General features: G+C 71.1%; 15 protein-coding genes. All 15 read right to left on the bottom strand.

Annotated features, from left to right (window positions below):
• Nucleotide 1: 1 nt before the first annotated feature.
• The gene (locus AC3ETA_RS33600; protein WP_432196669.1) at nt 2–262 is read right to left on the bottom strand and encodes a hypothetical protein; all 261 of its coding nucleotides are present in this window, start codon (nt 260–262) and stop codon (nt 2–4) included.
• 9 nt (nt 263–271) lie between these two features.
• A complete protein-coding gene (locus AC3ETA_RS33605; protein ID WP_432196670.1) occupies nt 272–1,402 on the bottom strand; it encodes a pectinesterase family protein in 1,131 nt (376 codons plus the stop codon).
• A gap of 82 nt (nt 1,403–1,484) precedes the next feature.
• Nucleotides 1,485–2,798 (bottom strand): pectate lyase family protein, encoded by a 1,314-nt coding sequence (locus AC3ETA_RS33610; RefSeq protein ID WP_432196671.1) that lies wholly within the window; start codon nt 2,796–2,798, stop codon nt 1,485–1,487.
• A gap of 26 nt (nt 2,799–2,824) precedes the next feature.
• Nucleotides 2,825–3,619, bottom strand: coding sequence for a rhamnogalacturonan acetylesterase (locus AC3ETA_RS33615; RefSeq protein ID WP_432196672.1), 795 nt, complete (start codon nt 3,617–3,619; stop codon nt 2,825–2,827).
• 132 nt (nt 3,620–3,751) lie between these two features.
• The gene (locus AC3ETA_RS33620; RefSeq protein WP_432196673.1) at nt 3,752–5,101 is read right to left on the bottom strand and encodes an ABC transporter substrate-binding protein; all 1,350 of its coding nucleotides are present in this window, start codon (nt 5,099–5,101) and stop codon (nt 3,752–3,754) included.
• 53 nt (nt 5,102–5,154) lie between these two features.
• Nucleotides 5,155–6,252, bottom strand: a complete 1,098-nt coding sequence (locus tag AC3ETA_RS33625; protein ID WP_488187654.1) for a pectate lyase family protein — start codon at nt 6,250–6,252, stop codon at nt 5,155–5,157.
• A gap of 42 nt (nt 6,253–6,294) precedes the next feature.
• Nucleotides 6,295–7,803, bottom strand: coding sequence for a glycoside hydrolase family 43 protein (locus tag AC3ETA_RS33630; RefSeq protein WP_432196674.1), 1,509 nt, complete (start codon nt 7,801–7,803; stop codon nt 6,295–6,297).
• On the bottom strand, nt 7,800–8,645 hold the full coding sequence (locus AC3ETA_RS33635; RefSeq protein ID WP_432196675.1) for a DUF6807 domain-containing protein: 846 nt from the start codon (nt 8,643–8,645) through the stop codon (nt 7,800–7,802). Before AC3ETA_RS33635 ends, AC3ETA_RS33630 begins: the two co-directional genes overlap by 4 nt.
• Complete coding sequence (locus AC3ETA_RS33640) at nt 8,645–9,802, bottom strand: Gfo/Idh/MocA family protein (protein WP_432196676.1); 1,158 nt, start codon at nt 9,800–9,802, stop codon at nt 8,645–8,647. The genes AC3ETA_RS33635 and AC3ETA_RS33640 overlap by 1 nt, the downstream gene beginning before the upstream one ends.
• Before the next feature lie 229 nt (nt 9,803–10,031).
• Nucleotides 10,032–10,928, bottom strand: coding sequence for a carbohydrate ABC transporter permease (locus AC3ETA_RS33645; RefSeq protein ID WP_432196677.1), 897 nt, complete (start codon nt 10,926–10,928; stop codon nt 10,032–10,034).
• Complete coding sequence (locus AC3ETA_RS33650) at nt 10,925–11,860, bottom strand: carbohydrate ABC transporter permease (RefSeq protein WP_432196678.1); 936 nt, start codon at nt 11,858–11,860, stop codon at nt 10,925–10,927. Before AC3ETA_RS33650 ends, AC3ETA_RS33645 begins: the two co-directional genes overlap by 4 nt.
• A gap of 95 nt (nt 11,861–11,955) precedes the next feature.
• Nucleotides 11,956–13,686, bottom strand: a complete 1,731-nt coding sequence (gene araD / locus AC3ETA_RS33655) for an L-arabinonate dehydratase (protein WP_432196679.1) — start codon at nt 13,684–13,686, stop codon at nt 11,956–11,958.
• A complete protein-coding gene (locus AC3ETA_RS33660; RefSeq protein ID WP_432196680.1) occupies nt 13,683–14,591 on the bottom strand; it encodes a dihydrodipicolinate synthase family protein in 909 nt (302 codons plus the stop codon). The genes araD and AC3ETA_RS33660 overlap by 4 nt, the downstream gene beginning before the upstream one ends.
• The gene (locus AC3ETA_RS33665; protein WP_107907231.1) at nt 14,588–15,256 is read right to left on the bottom strand and encodes a GntR family transcriptional regulator; all 669 of its coding nucleotides are present in this window, start codon (nt 15,254–15,256) and stop codon (nt 14,588–14,590) included. The genes AC3ETA_RS33660 and AC3ETA_RS33665 overlap by 4 nt, the downstream gene beginning before the upstream one ends.
• A 340-nt stretch (nt 15,257–15,596) precedes the next feature.
• The gene (locus tag AC3ETA_RS33670; RefSeq protein ID WP_432196681.1) at nt 15,597–16,190 is read right to left on the bottom strand and encodes a TIGR03086 family metal-binding protein; all 594 of its coding nucleotides are present in this window, start codon (nt 16,188–16,190) and stop codon (nt 15,597–15,599) included.
• Between the last annotated feature and the right edge of the window lie 46 nt (nt 16,191–16,236).

The raw sequence follows: 16,236 nt of genomic DNA on the forward strand, positions 1-16,236 counted from the left end.
TTCACCCGTGGTTGGCGGCGTCGTCGTGGCCGTAGGCGCCGATGGGCTCCTCGGCCCTGGCGCGGGCGGCCCGGCGCCAGGCGTGGAAGTCGCGGATCGGCGACCGTCCCCGGGCGAGCGGGACGGTCAGTCCGGCCTTGAGCGCGGCATGGGAGTCGGGCAGCGGCCCCTGCACGACGGCCGCGTCCGCCGCGGCCCGTTCCCCCGGCGGACGGCGCCGCCCCGGCACCCACCACGAACGCCCGGCGCCCCACCGGGTCATGGCCGCCGCTCATACGGCCGCCAGCCCCCGAGTCCACGGCGTCCAGTCGCCCAGGTACGCGGCGCGGGTCGCCGACGCGGCCTGTTCGGCGGTGAGCTGGGGTCTGTTCTCGGGGACCGTGACGAGCGCGCCCGGGCCGGTGTTGCGGTACTCGGCGAAGCGCTGGGCCTGCCACGGGAAGCTGTCCGACATGTTGGTCCAGGGCGCGACCGCGTCGATGCCGGAGCCCAGGTGGGTGTCGCGGACGGTGAGCGACGGGTGGGCGGTGGGGTCGGAGCTGGGTACCCAGGGGCGGGCCAGCTTGTAGTAGGCGTCCGGGGCCGCACTGGTGACGCGGCTGCGGGTCACCAGGTATCCGCGCGGGTTGGCGCCGGCGGTCGAGGGGGCGAAGACGAAGCCGTACGGGGCCGAGGACAGGTCCGTCCGGGTCAGGGTCCGGAAGTGACAGTGCTCGAAGACGGCGGTGCCGCGGCCGAAGACGAAGTCGACGTCACCCTCGGCGTAGCAGTGCGCGAAGTACTGTCGGGCGAAGACGCCGAGGGCCGGGGAGTCGGCGTACAGGGTGTCCTGGTGCCCGAGGAACCGGCAGTGGTGGAACGCGGACCGGTCGCCCTGCACCTTGATGGCGACCGCCTGGGTGCCGCTGACGCCGGGGTGGTCGGCGCGCAGCCAGTCGTTGGCGAAGGTGATGCGGTGGGCGGTGAATCCGTCGGCCTGGACGACGGTGGTGGCGGAGCCGGTGGTGCCGTAGGTGCCGCCGCCGGGCCTGGGGGTGCCGGCGGCGTTGTCGTACACGATGACGACGGCGCGCGGGTCGTCGCCGGCCCCGATCCAGGTCATGCCGGTCCGGGTCGCGTCGACGGCGACCGTCTCCCGGTAGGTTCCCGGCGCGACGACCAGTGTCCAGCCGCTCCCGTTCACCGCGGTCACCGCGGCCTGGACGGAGGTGAAGTCGCCGTGGCCGGCGGGGTGGACGTACAGGGTCTTCGGGGTGAGGCGGGCGGCGGGTGAGCCGTGGCGGCCGAAGGGGCGGGGCCCGGCCCACGCGGGTCCCGGTGCGAGGGCGAGGGCGGCGGCGGTGCCCGCCGTGAGGAACCCCCTTCTGGACAGGGGCGGTCGGACACGGTCGTGCGACGGCATGCGGATGCTCCTTCGCGGGGCGGATCTGCTGGGTTGCCGGGGAGGGGCGGGCGCGGTGCCCGCCCCTCCCCCGCCGGGTGGGTCAGCGCAGGCGGCCGGCGCCCGCACGGTGGTCGACGATCCCGGGCACGGCCCTGGGGCTGTCGACCCTCGTCCGCAGGGTCGGTGTCCATCCGGCACCGGACTGGAGGGTCTCGCCGGGGATCTCGGCGTTGTGGACGGCGATGAGGTCCGTCAGCCTGCCGTTGACGTAGTTGTTCTCGGCGGTCAGCGGTGCCTCGTTCCACTTCTTCAGCGCCTTGCCGACGCTCACGCCGGAGGCCAGCGACAGGGCGTTGTCCGTGGCGTACAGCTGCGAGGAGGCGCCGATGCCGAAGACGTACCCGTAGTTCTGGCCCTTGGTGACGACGAAGTGGTTGTTGTACGAGTCGACCTGCCCGAACCGCACGCGCGGCGCCCGCTCGACGATGCCCTCGAAGCGGTTGTGGTGCAGGGTGACCTTGAGCTTGCCGGTGTCGGTGGAGCCGGCGCTGTCGCTGTTGCCGATCAGCATGGTCTTGTCGTGGTCCTCGAAGGAGTTCCAGGACACGGTCACGTGGTCGGCGCCGCGCACGACGTCGAGGAGGCCGTCGTGCTGCTGGTAGACCTTGCCGAAGTACGACGGCAGGGAGCTGTCGGGGTAGCGGCCGTCGGTGAGTGTGTTGTGGTCGATCCACACATGGGTGGAGCCGTACACCACCACTGAGTCGTATTCGGAGTTCCAGGCACCGGTCTTGTTGTCGTCGGTCGGGTCCCACTGCGGGAAGCAGTCGATGGGGGCCTCGACGGTGAGATTGCGCAGGATGACGTTGTCGACGCCCTTGATCTGGAGGCTGCCGCCGAGGATGCCGGAATTCCTGCCGACGCCCACGATGGTGGTGTTGGCGGGGACGTTCGCCTTGACGGCCTGGTCCTGGACGGCGGCGGACGCGGCCCGCAGCTCCTCCTGGACACCGCTGACGGGGGTGTCGTGCCCCCATACGGCGGGGTCGTAGTCGGCGAGGTACCGCTGGAAGTCGTACCCTTCGGCCGCGAAGGCGTCGCACCCCTCGGAGACGGCGTCGATCATGCCCTTGACCTTGATGATCTTCGGCGCGCTGCCGCCGTCGGCGAGGGCCTGCCGGAACTCCGCCCAGGTGGTGACGGTGTGGACGTGCGCGGCGTCGGCGGCCGACCCGCCGGTGGTGCCGGCACCCTCCGAGGCCCAGCCGTCGCCCGCGGGAAGCACCTCACGCCCGAGGCCCCGGCCGCCGGCCTGCGCCGGCCCGGTCCCGGTGAGTCCGAGCACCAGCGCGGTGCACCCCACCAGGACGGCAGCGCGTGTCGTGGCATGCCCATGCCATGTCCCTGCATTCATTGTGCGGCTCTCCTTCACAGTCGGGGTTATGCGGTGGCCTGCGGCCAGGTGATCCAGGACTCCGGGATCTCGTCGTGCAGCCGGCGCACGTCCCGCGCGGCCAGCACACGGGTGCGCACCAGCTCGCGCGCGACGAGCCGCGCCACGGCGATCGCGCCCGGCGGGTTGAAGTGCGTGTTGTCCTGCTCGGTGGCGGTCCAGTTGAAGTACGTCTTCGTTCCCTCGGCCCCGAGCTGCTGCCACAACGCGAGCGACAGCGCCTGGATGTCGAGCAGCGCCACGCGCTCCTCGCGGGCGAGTGCGCGCATCGCCGCCGGATAGTCGCCGTGGGTCGGCACGGCGTTGCCGCCCGTGTCGAACCGACGCCGCTCGACGGCGGTCGCCAGCACCGGCCGCGCACCCCGCACACGGGCGCCGTCGACATACAGCCGCAGATGGTCCTGGTACGTCGACCAGGGCTCGGTGTACCGAGTCGGATCGGTGTCCTTCTCGTCGTTGTGCGCGAACTGGATCAGCAGGAGATCGCCGGGACGAACGGCCTGGAGAATGACATCGAGCCGCCCTTCGTCCACGAAGCTCTTCGAACTGCGCCCGTTCACGGCGTGATTGGAGACGGACAGCTGCTTGCGCAGAAAGAAGGGCAGCGCCATGCCCCACCCGGTCTCGGGAGCGGCGTCGGCGAATTTCTGGGCGGCGGTGGAGTCGCCGGCGATGAAGAGGGTGCGGTGGCGCTGACTTGCTTCGGCGGTACTGATGCCCGAGAGGGCGAGAGGAAGGGCGGCGAGGCCCGCCAGACCGATTTGTCTACGGGTGAGCGACACAACAGTGCCTTTCAGCCGGGGCGGTGGACACCGCCAAGGGGCGCGGGGCTGTACCGATCTGCGGCTCCGCCGCGTGGGCGCGACCAGCCACGAACAATCCGCAGCCGGCCGCGCACAGAAGCAACCGAGCTCTCAGCCGTTCCTTTGCTTCCACTCGGTCTGAGCCTCATTCAGCTGACCGGCCATGGTGTCCAGGAACCCCTTGGCGCTCATGTCCCCGTTCAGCACCTTCTGGAAGTTCGGCTCGTTGTCGGCCTTGGAGATCGTGTTCCAGTCCGGCAGGTAGTAGGGCAGCTGCACGATCGTCGTGGACCCGTCGGTCAACGCCGCCGCGGCCAGCTTCGTGGGCTCGGCCTTGGAGATCCACGCGTCCTTGGCCGCGTCGTTGTTCGCCGGCACCTGCCCCGCCGACTCGTTGAACTTCGAGCTCTCCGCGTGCGAGGAGGCGAACTCGATGAACTTCCAGGCGGCCTCCTTGTTCTTGGAGTTCTTGAACAGCCCGACCCCGTCCACCGGGTTGGAGACCTGGACCCGCTTGCCGTCGGCGAGCGTGGGCTGCGGAATGCCCCGGAACTTCTCGGTGCCGAGCGCCTTCACATGGTCCTGGTACGACCCCAGGTTGTGGTTCAGCATTCCGATGGTGCCGGAATCCCACTGGGCGACCATCTTGGTGAAGTCGTTGTTGAGGTCGGCGGCCGGAGTGACCTTCTTGTACAGCGCGGCGTACTTCTCCAGCGCGGCCACGTTCTTCGGGTCGTTGACGGTCGTCTTCTCGCCGGAGGCGTCCCAGAAGGACGTGATCCCGGACTGCCCGTACATGGCGTCCAGCGCCTGCGCGATGGAACCGGCACCACCGCGGATGGTGTAACCGAACTCGTTCTTCCCGGAATCGGTGAGCTCCTCGGCCGCCTCGTAGAACTTCTCCCACGTGGTCGGCGCGTCCAGCCCGGCCTTCTCGAACAGGTCGGTGCGGTAGTACAGCACGCCGTTGTTCGCGGAGGTCGGGATCGAGTACAGCTTGCCGTCGCCGCCGCCGGCGGCCGTCAGCGAGGTGACCATGTCCTTGTTGAGCACGCCGTTCAGGGGGGACTTCGCGAGCCGGTCGTCCAGTGGCTCCAGCGCGTTCTGCGCGGCGAACCCGGCGAGCATCGCCGCGCCGACACCGCCGACGTCCGGCAGGCCGCCGCCCTGGATCGCGGTGTCGACCTTGGACTGGTAGTCGGTGGACGGGATCCCGACGTACTCGACCTTGATGTCCGGGTTCGCCTTCTCGAAGTCGGCGATGATCTCCTTCCAGATGTCGGTGCGGACACCGCCGTTGTTGTCCCAGAAGACGATCTTTCCGGTGCCGCTGCCCTCGGCGCCCTTGTCGCCGCCCGTGCCGCTGCCGTCGTCACCGCAGGCGGTGGCGGTCAGGGCGAGGACGGACCCGAGGGCGACGGCCGTCGCGGCGCGCCTGCTTCTGCGGATGCTGATCTTCATTGGTCGGCTCTCTTCTTCTGGATCCAGCGGAGACATACAGGTGTGGGGGGGAGTCAGTGGCGTGACGTGGCTGCGGGCCCGTGCGCGGGCGCGCCGATGTTCTTCTGCGGTCCGGAGAACCGGGACACCAGCGCCGGCACGGCGGCGGCCGGGTCGAGGCGGTAGTCGTAGAAGTCCCGCGGCTCGAAGGCGGCGCCCCACTCGTCGTGCCGGCCGGTGGTGTTCTTCAGGATCGATCCGCACTGCACCAACTCCGCGGTGCCGTCGGCCTGGTAGGGATGCCGGACGTCCTGGTAGTAGCTGTTCTCGATGACCATCTTCGTCCGGCCGCGCGACCAGTTGCCGTACGTCCACACCGGGTCGCCGGGGTCCGCCTGCGCGGTGAGGTAGTTGTTGTAGAGGTGCGCGAAGGCGGCGTTGTCGACCGAGGGGTTGCGCTGCTTGGTGCGGGCGAAGAGGTTGTGGTCGATGGTGATCTGCGTCCTGACCTCGGTCGTCCAGCCGAGGCCGAAGGTCTTGTTGTTGTTCTCGAACCGGTTGTAGGAGACGGTCACGTACTCGCTGTCCTTGCGGACGTCGAGCTGGCCGTCGCAGATGTTCGAGAACCTGTTGTGGTCGACCCAGACGTGGTGGACGGTGTCCATCTGGATGCCGTCGAAGTCGGTGTCCTTGCAGTCCCAGTCGCCCTCGATCGCCGAGTCGCGGATCGTCATGTTGCGGATGATCACGTTGTGCGTGCCGGGGGCGAGATGGAACTCGCCCTGCACCAGTTCCCCGCTCGTGCCGACGCCGACGATCGTCTTGTCCGAGGCGACGTCGATGTTCGCGCCGAAGGGCTGCGCGGTGACGGCGCCCCGGACCCGGATGACGTACGGCTCGGGCGCCGCCGCGTACTCGGCCAGCGCGGCCTGGTCGGTGACGGTGACGACCTTGCCGCCCGCCCCGCCGGTGGTGCCGCCGGCGAGGGAGGCGAAGCCGTGCGCCCGGTCGGTCCAGCGCGGTGCGGCCGCAGAGGAGGCGGGCGGGCCGGCCTCGGCCTCGGCCTCGGCCTCGCCGATCACGCCCGGTCCCAGGGCCGTGACGAGCCCCAGGACGGCGGCCGAGGTTCTGCCGGCGACTCCCGGCAAGCGCTTGCTACGGAGGTGCGTCATTGCGGCTCCCAACAGGCTCGACAGGCCTACGAGTGCGGTGCGTTACAAGGCGCTGATCCTGAACTGCGTGAAGGTCGCCGCGCCGGCGTGTCCCTGGCCGGCCGGAGCGAGCGCGAACAGGCCGAGCAGGGCGCCGACCCAGCGCCAGGGCGTGGCGGCGAACACCGGCCCCGACGCACGCGGGCCGTCCCCGACGTCGTGGAAGAACCGGCACCGCGCCCCGGCCCCGATCTCGATCCGCAGCCGCACCCGTCCCTCCGGTGCCGGCCGTGCGTGACCGGCGTCCCGCTCGCGCTCCGCGACGGCCTCCGCGAACCGGTGCACGACATGCGCCGCTCCGTCCGTGCCGCGCTGGAGCCCGATCCAGCCGAACGCGTCCCCGAGCACCGCGAGCCCCGCCCGCGCCCCCGGCTCCCGGCTGTCCAGTCGCAGCTCGACCTCGACCGCCGAGGGCGTGCCCGGCAGCCGCTGGGTGAGCACGCCCGGGTGTCTGCGCAGGTCGTGCGCGTCGGCCGAGCGGACACACGCCAGTTTCAGTCCGTCGCCGGAGTGCTGGGTGGCCCAGCCGTCCCGGGGGTTGGCGGTCCATGACCACTGCCGTCCGAAGCGTCCGCCGGGGAAGTCGTCGTCGGTGGCGGGCGCGGCGGGCGGCTGGGGCGGCAGGTCGGGCCTGCGGTGTACGGCGACAGGGGCGCCGTCGGCGCCGAGCACCGGCCAGTTGTCGGTATCCCAGCGCATCGGCTGGAGGTGGACGACCCTGCCGTACGCGCCGCGCTGCTGGAAGTGCAGGAACCAGTCCTCGCCCGACGGGGTGCGCACCCAGCCGCCCTGGTGCGGCCCGTTGACGTCGGTGTCCTTCTGTTCGAGGACGATCCTCTCCTCGTACGGCCCGAAGAATCCGCGCGAGCGGAAGGCACCCTGCCAGCCGGTCTCCACTCCCCCGGCGGGCGCGAGGATCCAGAACCAGCCGTCGTGCTTGTAGAGCTTGGGTCCTTCGAGGGTGAACCAGCCGGGAATCCGGTCGCCGTCGACGACGACCTTGCCGTCGTCGAGGAGTTCGGTGCCGTCGGGGTGCATCCGGTGGCCGGTGAGCCGGTTCTTCACCCCCGACCGGGACTTGGCCCACGCGTGCACGAGGTAGGCCTCGCCGGTGTCGTCGTCCCACAGGGGGCAGGGGTCGATCAGGCCGTTGCCCGCCTTCACCAGGTGCGGGCGGGTCCAGGGGCCACGGATCCCGGGGGCGTTGACCTGGAAGATGCCCTGGTCGGGGTCGCCCCAGAAGATCCAGAAGCGGTCGTCGTGGTGGCGCAGGGAGGGCGCCCAGACTCCGCAGTCGTGGCGGGGCCCGGTGAACCCCTCGGCCGGTTCGAGGCGTTCCAGGGCATGCCCGACCAGGGTCCAGTGGACCAGGTCGCGGGAGTGCAGCAGGGGCAGGCCCGGGGCGCGGCCGAAGCTGGAGGCGGTGAGGTAGAAGTCGTCGCCGACGCGGACGACGTCCGGGTCGGACCAGTCGGCGTTCAGGACGGGGTTGGTGTACGTCCCGGCGGTCACGGGCTCACCGCCTTGCGGACCAGGGACGCCGCTTCGAGCCGGCTGGTCCGGCCGTCGGCGACGACGGTGACGATCCGGCGTACGGCGGTCTCGCCGGGCGGGATCGGCAGGCGCTCGTCGACGGCCAGGGAGGAGCCGACGCCGGGGTACTCCTCGGCGCGCACGAACCACGGGTCGCGGCGGGTCCGTTCGGTGGCCCCGGCGAAGACCAGCGTCCAGGTGGAGCCCATGAGGGCCACCCAGGGTGCGACGGTCCCGTGGATCTCGCTCTCGCCCTCGCGGTCGGCGGTGAAGACCTCCGGTGCCTGTGCCTCCTTGCGGGCCCGCCAGAAGAAGCCGCCGTACGCGGCTCCGGGGCGGCCGTTGGTGGCGGGGCTGCCGATGGACAGCGGCCCTGCGGTGAGGTTGGTGAGGGAGAAGGTGAAGTCCAGCGCCCAGGCGGCCCGGGTGAGTTCGGTGGCCGCGACCGTACGGCGCTCGCGCAGCAGCTCGGCCCCGGCCGCCACCCAGCGCAGTTCCTCGACGAAGCCGTCGGGGTCGCGCAGTTGGAAGGCGGTGTGCCGCTGGGCGCCGTGGTTGTCGAGCTCGGTCGGTCCCCGGTCCCGGACGAAGGTGCGCCCGCCCCAGAAGTTGGCCCCCTCGACGTCGGGTACGGCCACACCGACGCCGAGGTGGTGGATGTGGTCGGCGGGGCCGATCTCGGTGACCGCCGTGCCGGCCAGGGTGGTGACGGGGTGCAGATACGGGCGCGGGGCGAGCCGGGCGGGCAGTTCGGGCCGGGTGACGTACCGGCCGACGGGTCGGCCGGCGACGCGCAGCACCGCGGTGTCGTGGGGAGTCATCAGGTGCTCACCTCTTTCGTTCGCGCCGGGTCGGCCCAGGGGGCGCCCAGCTCGGAGTAGAGGGCGAGGGTGTCGGCGGCGGCCGCGACGAGGCCGTCGATGCCGGGCACGACACGGCGCTGCTCGTCGGGGAGGAGTCGCCAGGCGCCGGCGGGCAGCCGGACCGGGTCGGGGGCCTGTCGAATCGCTTCAACGACCTTCATGAAGGCACCGGTCACCTCGGGCGTGACCAGCAGGTCGGTGCCGTCGACGAGGTGCTCGACGAGGTTCTCCAGCAGATCGGTGCGGCCGTACTCGGACTCCTCGGGGCCGCGGCCGGCGCGCTGGAGCAGTACGCGGTCCTGCTTGTACCAGAAGGTGATCCGGCCGCGGTCGCCGTGGACGACGGCATACGGCTCGTCGGGGTCCTCGGCGCACAGCGTCGCGGCGACGACGACCGGGCGGTCCTGCGCGGTGCCGACGCGGACGCAGGAGGTGTCGTCGGACTCGATGTCGTTGGCGCGCAGCAGTTCGGTCTCCACGGCGGTGACGTCCTCGGCGCGCACGGTGCCGTTGAGGGCGAGTGCGGTGGCGACGGCGTGCGCGAGCGGGTTGGTGAGCGCCCCGTCGATGACATCGACGCCGTTCAGCCGGCGTCTGCCCGCCCAGGGTGCACGCCGGTAGTACGACTCGGGCCGCGCCCAGGCGCCCGCTGCGCCGATGCCGGTGATCTCACCGATCGCGCCCTCGGCCATCAGCGTCCGGATCGCGGGCACGGCGTGCGAGCCGAGCGACTGGAAGCCGATCTGGCAGGCGACCCCTGCCGCGGCGATCCCGTCGGCCATGCGCCGGTACTCGGCGTACGACGGCGCGGGCGGCTTCTCAAGGAGCAGGTGCACGCCCTTGCGGGCGGCCGTCAGCGCCAGGTCGGTGTGGGTCGGGATCGGCGTGCAGATCACCGCGACGCGGGCACCGGTGGAGTCGAGGAGGGCGCCGAAGTCGGCGGACTGCTCCGGCGAACCGAGCCCCTCGGGGAGCTCGTCCTCGCTCAGCGGGGTCAGCTCGCAGATCCCCGCCGGCCGCACGATGCCCTTGTCCTGGAGCCGGCGGATGTTGTCCAGATGCCACCGGCCGTGGCCGCGCGCGCCCGCCAGGACGATGGGTACGGCACCGCTCATGGAAGCCTCCCCGCGCCCGCGCCACGGGCGGGCGCCCAGCCGTGGTGCGGGCCGATGTCGGGCGCGGCAGCGCCCTTCAGGGGCGCGGGGAACCGCGCGAGCGGCCACGACGGAGTCGCAGTCGGCCGAGGACCCGCCGCGCCACCTCCGGCGGAGCTCGTGGCGTCGTCGGCGTGGGCGGGGACGCGCAGTCCCGACATGCCCGTCAGGGAACCGATGTGACGGAGTCTCATCCCTTCACCGCCCCGGCGCTGAAGCCCGTGATCAGCCACTTCTGGATGAAGGCGAACACGATCACCACCGGCACGGCCGCGATGATGCCGCCCGCGGCGAGCGCGCCCAGGTCCACGCTGTCCGCGCCCATCAGGGTGTTGAGGCCGACCGGGATGGTCTGCTTCTCCTGGTTGTTGAGGAACATCAGGGCGAACAGGAAGTGGTTCCAGGAGTGCACGAAGGCGAAGGAGCCGACGGCGATCAGACCGGGCCGCAGCAGGGGCAGGACGACGATCCTGAAGGCGGTCATCCGATTGCAGCCGTCGACCCAGGCCGCCTCCTCCAGGGAGTACGGCACGTTCTTGATGAAGTTGCTGATCAGGATCATCGACAACGGCAGTTGGAACACCGTCTCGGCGATGACGACGCTGCCCAGCGAGTTGATCATCCGCAGTTCGGCGAAGATCTCGAACAGCGGCACCAGGAGCAGCGCGCCCGGCACGAACTGCGAGCACAGCAGCCCGAGCATGAACACCCGCTTGATCGTGAAGTTGAAGCGCGCGAGGGCGTAGCCGCCGGCCAGGGCGACGAGGGTCGTCATCAGCAGGGTGACGACGCCGACCAGCACGCTGTTCTGGAAGTACGTCCCGAAGCTGCGCTCCGTCCAGACCTTCTCGAAGTGGTCGAAGGTCATCGGCCAGGGCACGAGCGAGGTCGAGCCGGCCGGGCGCAGCGAGAACAGCAGGATCCAGTAGAAGGGGATGAGGGTGAAGAGCAGGTAGACCGACAGCGGGAGGTAGATCTGCCAGCGCGGCACCTCGTCCCAGCTGCGGTGCCGCTTCGCCGGACGCGGCGGCTCGGGGGTGGTGCGCATCGGCGCGGGCGCGGGTTTGGTGGCTTCCTTCACGCTCACTTGTCCTCACCTCCGAACTTGCTCAGCCGCAGATAGACCACCGAGCAGAAGAGGAGGATCACGAACGCGACCGTGGTCAGGGCGGACGCGTAGCCGAAGTTGTGTGCGTCGACGCTGGTGTTGGCGATGTACAGCGGCAGGGTCGTGGTGACTCCCGCGGGGCCGCCGCCGGTCAGCGTGTAGAGCAGGTCGACGTTGTTGAACTCCCACACCGCGCGCAGCAGCGTGGACAGGACGATCGCGTCCTTCAGATGGGGCAGCGTGATGTGCCAGAACTGCTTGATCCGGCCCGCCCCGTCGACCTCGGCGGCCTCGTACAGGTCCTTGGAGACGGACTGGAGGTCGGCGAGGATGAGGATCGCGAAGAACGGCACGCCGCGCCACAGGTCGGCGACGATCGCCGCAGGGAACACCGTGGAGGTGTCCGACAGCCAGCTGGTGCCGTAGGAACCGAGCCCGGTGTCGGCGAGGTAACGGGTGATGCCCGTCTGGGAGTTGTAGAGCAGCACCCAGATCGCCGAGGTGAGCACGCCGGAGACGGCCCATGGGGAGAACACGAGCGCACGGCCGAGCGCACGGCCCACGAAGGTCTGGTTGACGATCAGCGCGAGCGCCAGCCCGAACAGCAGCTGGAGTCCGACCTCGACGAACACCCACTTGGCGCTGAAGACCAGGGTGTCCCAGAACAGCGGGTCCTCGGTGAAGGCGTGGACGAAGTTGTCGAGGCCCGCGAAGCCGTTCCGCCACGGCTTGGTGGGGTTGTACTCCTGAAGGCTGTAGTAGAAGACGCTGATGACCGGGTAGGCGATGAAGCCCAGCATGAGCAGGGCGGCCGGGGCGATCAGCAGATACGGGAGCCTGCGCGGCGTGGCGGAGGCACGGCGTCGCCGGGGTGGCGCGGGCGGTTTCGCCACGGCTGCGGCTTGGGCCATGACTGTTCTCCGTTCTGGTACGTCGTGCGGGTGTGCGTACGTCGTTCGGGAAGCGCTTTCTCGACGTTCAGGGCTGTGCGAGGTCGTGCCGCCGGTCAGCCGGCGTAGGGGTCCGCGACCCTGCCCGGACGGGCCAGGAACTCGAAGTCGCAGCCGGTGTCGGCCTGGGTGATCTGTTCGTTGTAGAGCGCGCCGTATCCCCGCTCGTCACGGGTGGGCGGCGGCGTCCAGTCCGCCCTGCGCCGCTCCAGCTCCGCGTCGTCCACGTGGAGACGGAGGGTGCGTTCTTCGACATCGAGGGTGATGAGGTCCCCGGCGCGGACCAGGGCGAGCGGCCCCCCGACGTACGACTCGGGCGCGACGTGCAGCGCGCACGCGCCGTAACTCGTGCCGCTCATCCGGGCGTCGGAGATCCGCACCATGTCCCGCACGCCCTGCTTGAGCAGGTGGTCGGGGATCGGCAGCATGCCGTACTCGGGCATGCCCGGTCCGCCCTTGGGCCCGGCGTTGCGCAGCACGAGCACGCTGTCGGCGGTGATGCCGAGGGACGGGTCGTCGATGGTCCGCTGCATGGCCTGGTAGCCGTCGAAGACCACGGCCGGACCGGTGTGCCTGAGCAGCCGCGGTTCGGCGGAGATGTGCTTGATGACGGCGCCGTCCGGGCAGAGGTTGCCGCGCAGCACGGCGACTCCGCCCTCGTCGGCGACCGGGTTCGCGCGGGTGCGGATGACGTCGTCGTCGTGGACGACGGCGCCCTGGAGCTGCTCGCGCAGGGTGCCGGCGACGGTCGGCCGGTCCAGGTGCAGCAGGTCGGTGATCCGTGAGAGGAAGGCGGGCAGGCCGCCGGCGAAGTGGAAGTCCTCCATGAGGTACGTCTGTCCGCCGGGCCGCACGTTCGCCAGCACCGGCACGGTGCGCGCGATGTGGTCGAAGTCGTCGAGGGTGAGCTTGACGTGCGCGCGGCCGGCCATCGCGATCAGGTGGATCACGGCGTTGGTGGAGCCGCCCAGTCCGAGCACGGTGGTGACGGCGTCCTCGAACGCCTCCCGGGTGAGGATCCCGGACGGCTTGAGCCCGCTCCACGCGAGCTCCACGGCCCGGCGCCCGGAGGCGGCGGCCATCCGCTCATGTCCTGAGTCGACGGCCGGGATCGAGGAGGCACCCGGCAGCGTCATGCCGAGGGCCTCCGCCGCCGCGGTCATGGTGGAGGCGGTCCCCATGGTCATGCAGTGACCGGGCGAACGCGCCAACCCGCCCTGCAGCTCGCGCAGTTCGCAGTCCGTGAGGTTGCCCGCGCGGTGCTCGTCCCAGTACTTCCACATGTCGGTGCCCGACCCGAGGGTCTCGCCGCGCCAGTGCCCCGGCAGCATCGGCCCGGCGGGGACGAAGATCGACGGCACGTCGGCCGAGGCCGCGCCCATGAGCAGCGCGGGGGTCGACTTGTCGCAGCCCCCGAGCAGCACCGCCGCGTCGATCGGATACGACCGCAGCAGTTCCTCGGTCTCCATCGCGAGCAGGTTGCGATAGAGCATCGGGGTCGGCTTCTGGTAGGTCTCCGAGAGCGTGGCGACCGGGAACTCCAGCGGGAAGCCCCCGGCCTGCCACACCCCCCGCTTGACCGCCTCGGCGCGCTCGCGCAGATGGACGTGGCAGGGGTTGATGTCGGACCAGGTGTTGAGGACGGCGATCACCGGACGGCCCCGGTACTCCTCCGCCTCGTAGCCCAGCTGGCGCATACGGGCGTTGTGCGACCAGGTGCGCAGCCGGCCCTCGGTGCCGTACCACTGATGGCTTCTGAGTTCCTCGGGCCGCCTCCTGTCGCTCACAGGGACCACCCGGCGGCTATCTCGGCGACCTCGGCGCGCTCGTCCTCGGGGAGTTCCCGGCTGGGCGGGCGGACGTCGCGGCGGCACAGGCCGAGGGAGGCGAGGGCCTCCTTGACGACGGTGACGTTGTTGGCGGAGCCGTTGGCGGCGCGCAGCTCCTCGAAGCGGCGGATCTGCTCCCAGACCTTCATGGCGGCCGGGTAGTCACCGGCCCGGAGCGCTTCGATCATGTTCAGCGAGACGGACGGGGCGACGTTCACGAGGCCCGAGGTGAAGCCGGTGGCGCCCGCCGAGAAGTACGAGGGGGCGTACGGCTCGGCGAGGCCGGCGACCCATACGAAGCGGTCACCTCCCGCGTCCCGTGCGAAGGCGGCGAACCTGGCGGCGTCCGGAACGGCGTACTTCACGCCGATGACGTTCGGGCAGGCGGCCCCGAGTTCGGCGAGGCGGGCGCCGGTCAGCCGGGCGTTGCGGATGTACGGGACGACGCCGAGCTCGGGCACGGCCTCGGCGATGGCACGGTGGTAGTCGACCCAGCCGCTCTGGGAGACGTAGGGGTGGACGGGCTGGTGGACCATCACCATCTGCGCGCCGAGTTCACGGGCGTGCCGTGCGGAGGCGACGGCGGTGGGCACGTCGTGGCCCACGCCGACCAGGATCGCGGCCCGGTCGCCGACCTCGTCGACGGTCAACTCGGTGACCAGCCGGCGCTCTTCGATGGTGAGGGTGTAGAACTCGCCGGTGTTGCCGTTGGGGGTGAGGGTGGCGACGCCTCCGTCGAGCAGACGACGCAGCAGGGCCCGGTGGGCGTCCTGGTCCACGCGGCCGTCCTCGGCGAACGGGGTCACCGGGATCGCCACCACGTCGGCCAGGGCCGCCCGCTGGGGCTCGAACGTCGCTTTCATGCCGGACCGTCCTCTCCCTGGGCCTCGACCCCCGCGTCCGGGAAGGCCCGTTGCACGAACGACGCGATGTGGGCGTGCAGGGCGCGGCCGGCGCCGTCCGCGTCCCCTTCGAGCGCCAGCCGCAGGATCTCCCGGTGCTCGCCGGCCTCGCGCTCCCAGGAGGGGGAGGCGGCCCAGGCGACGGCGGAGACGAGGGCGGCCTGGTCCCGGACCTCGTCGAGCATCCGGCCGAGCAGCGGGTTGCCGCACGGCAGGTACAGGGCGCGGTGGAACTCCCGGTTCGCCAGGGAGCGTTCGGCGGTGTCGGTGGCCGCGTCGGCGCGGGTCAGCGCGTCGCGGGCGGCATCGAGGGAAGCTCCGCGCCGGACGGCCCGCTTGAGCGCCTCGGGCTCGAGGAGCAGCCGTACGTCGTAGACCTCGCGCGCCATGTCCGCGTCCACCATGCGCACCGTGACGCCCTTGTACTGGCTCATCACGACCAGCCCGGTCCCGGCCAGCGTCTTGAGCGCCTCGCGCACCGGGGTCTTGGACACCCCGAACTGCGCGGCGAGCTCGGTCTCCACCAGGGCCTGGCCCGGCGTCAACTGCCCGGTGAGGATGCGGCGTTTGATCTCCTCCAGCACGAACTGCGTGCGGGAGGGGATCGGCGTGGGCACAGAGGTCATGCGCGCCTCTCGGATCTTCGCGGGATCGGATCTCGCGTATGGGATCTCACGTATCGCGTCTCATATATGACGTACGAAGTACGACGCGATGAAGGTAGGAGCGGCAGCATGATTCGTCAACGCTTCTGACAAAGGAAGGTGGGGAAGCGGCGGGGGTGTTGGGGCCCATTGATCGGCTCCGTGCCGGGGATGCGCAGGTCAGGGGCCTGCGCCGGCAGCACCGGCGAATCGCCGGATGCCGCGGCGAGCCCCCGTACACAGTCGGCCCGGCATGCGTACGGGCCCTCGCGCGGCCGATGCCGACGGGGCCCGTGACTCGTGGTGTGCGTGCCGTTTTCTCCTACGATCCCTGCTTCCAGCCCGGATCCCGCCCGCTCAACCCCACCGCGCGGTCCAGCAGGGGTGCCTCGTCCGGTACCGGGACGACGGGGCCGAAGATGCCGCCGCCGCGGTCGCCGGCGTCGGCTGCGGCGCGCAGGAAGTCGTGGCACATCCGGAGGGCGGCCGGGTCCGGGGTGTACGGCCGGCCCGTGGCGACGGCGAGGTCCCAGGCGTGGATCACCAGCTCGTCCACGGCCACCGCGCCGGCGACGGCACCGGGCAGGTCGACGCCGCCCGCACGGGTCATGCCGGTCCACGCGTCGGGGGCGCACCAGACCTCGCCCAGTTCGTCCAGCACCTTGGCCAGATCCTCGCGCCAGCCGGGGCCGATGTCCGGGACGACCGAGCCCGGGTCGGTGTCGGTCGTGGGGCCGAGGTCCTTGCGGGCGGCGTCGCGGAAGGCGACGGACAGGCCGAGCAGGTGGCCCAGCAGATTGCGCACAGCCATCTCGGGGCACGGCGTCGGCGCCGAGAGCTGCTCGTCGGTGACGGCCTCGGCGAGACGGGCGACGACGCGGGTCTGCGGCCTGAGGTCGATGGTCGGGTCGGTCATGGGCGGGCTCCTCACGGATCTGTTCCTGAGAGGTGGACCGACCGGG

It is taken from the genome of Streptomyces sp. bgisy027, from assembly GCF_057710365.1.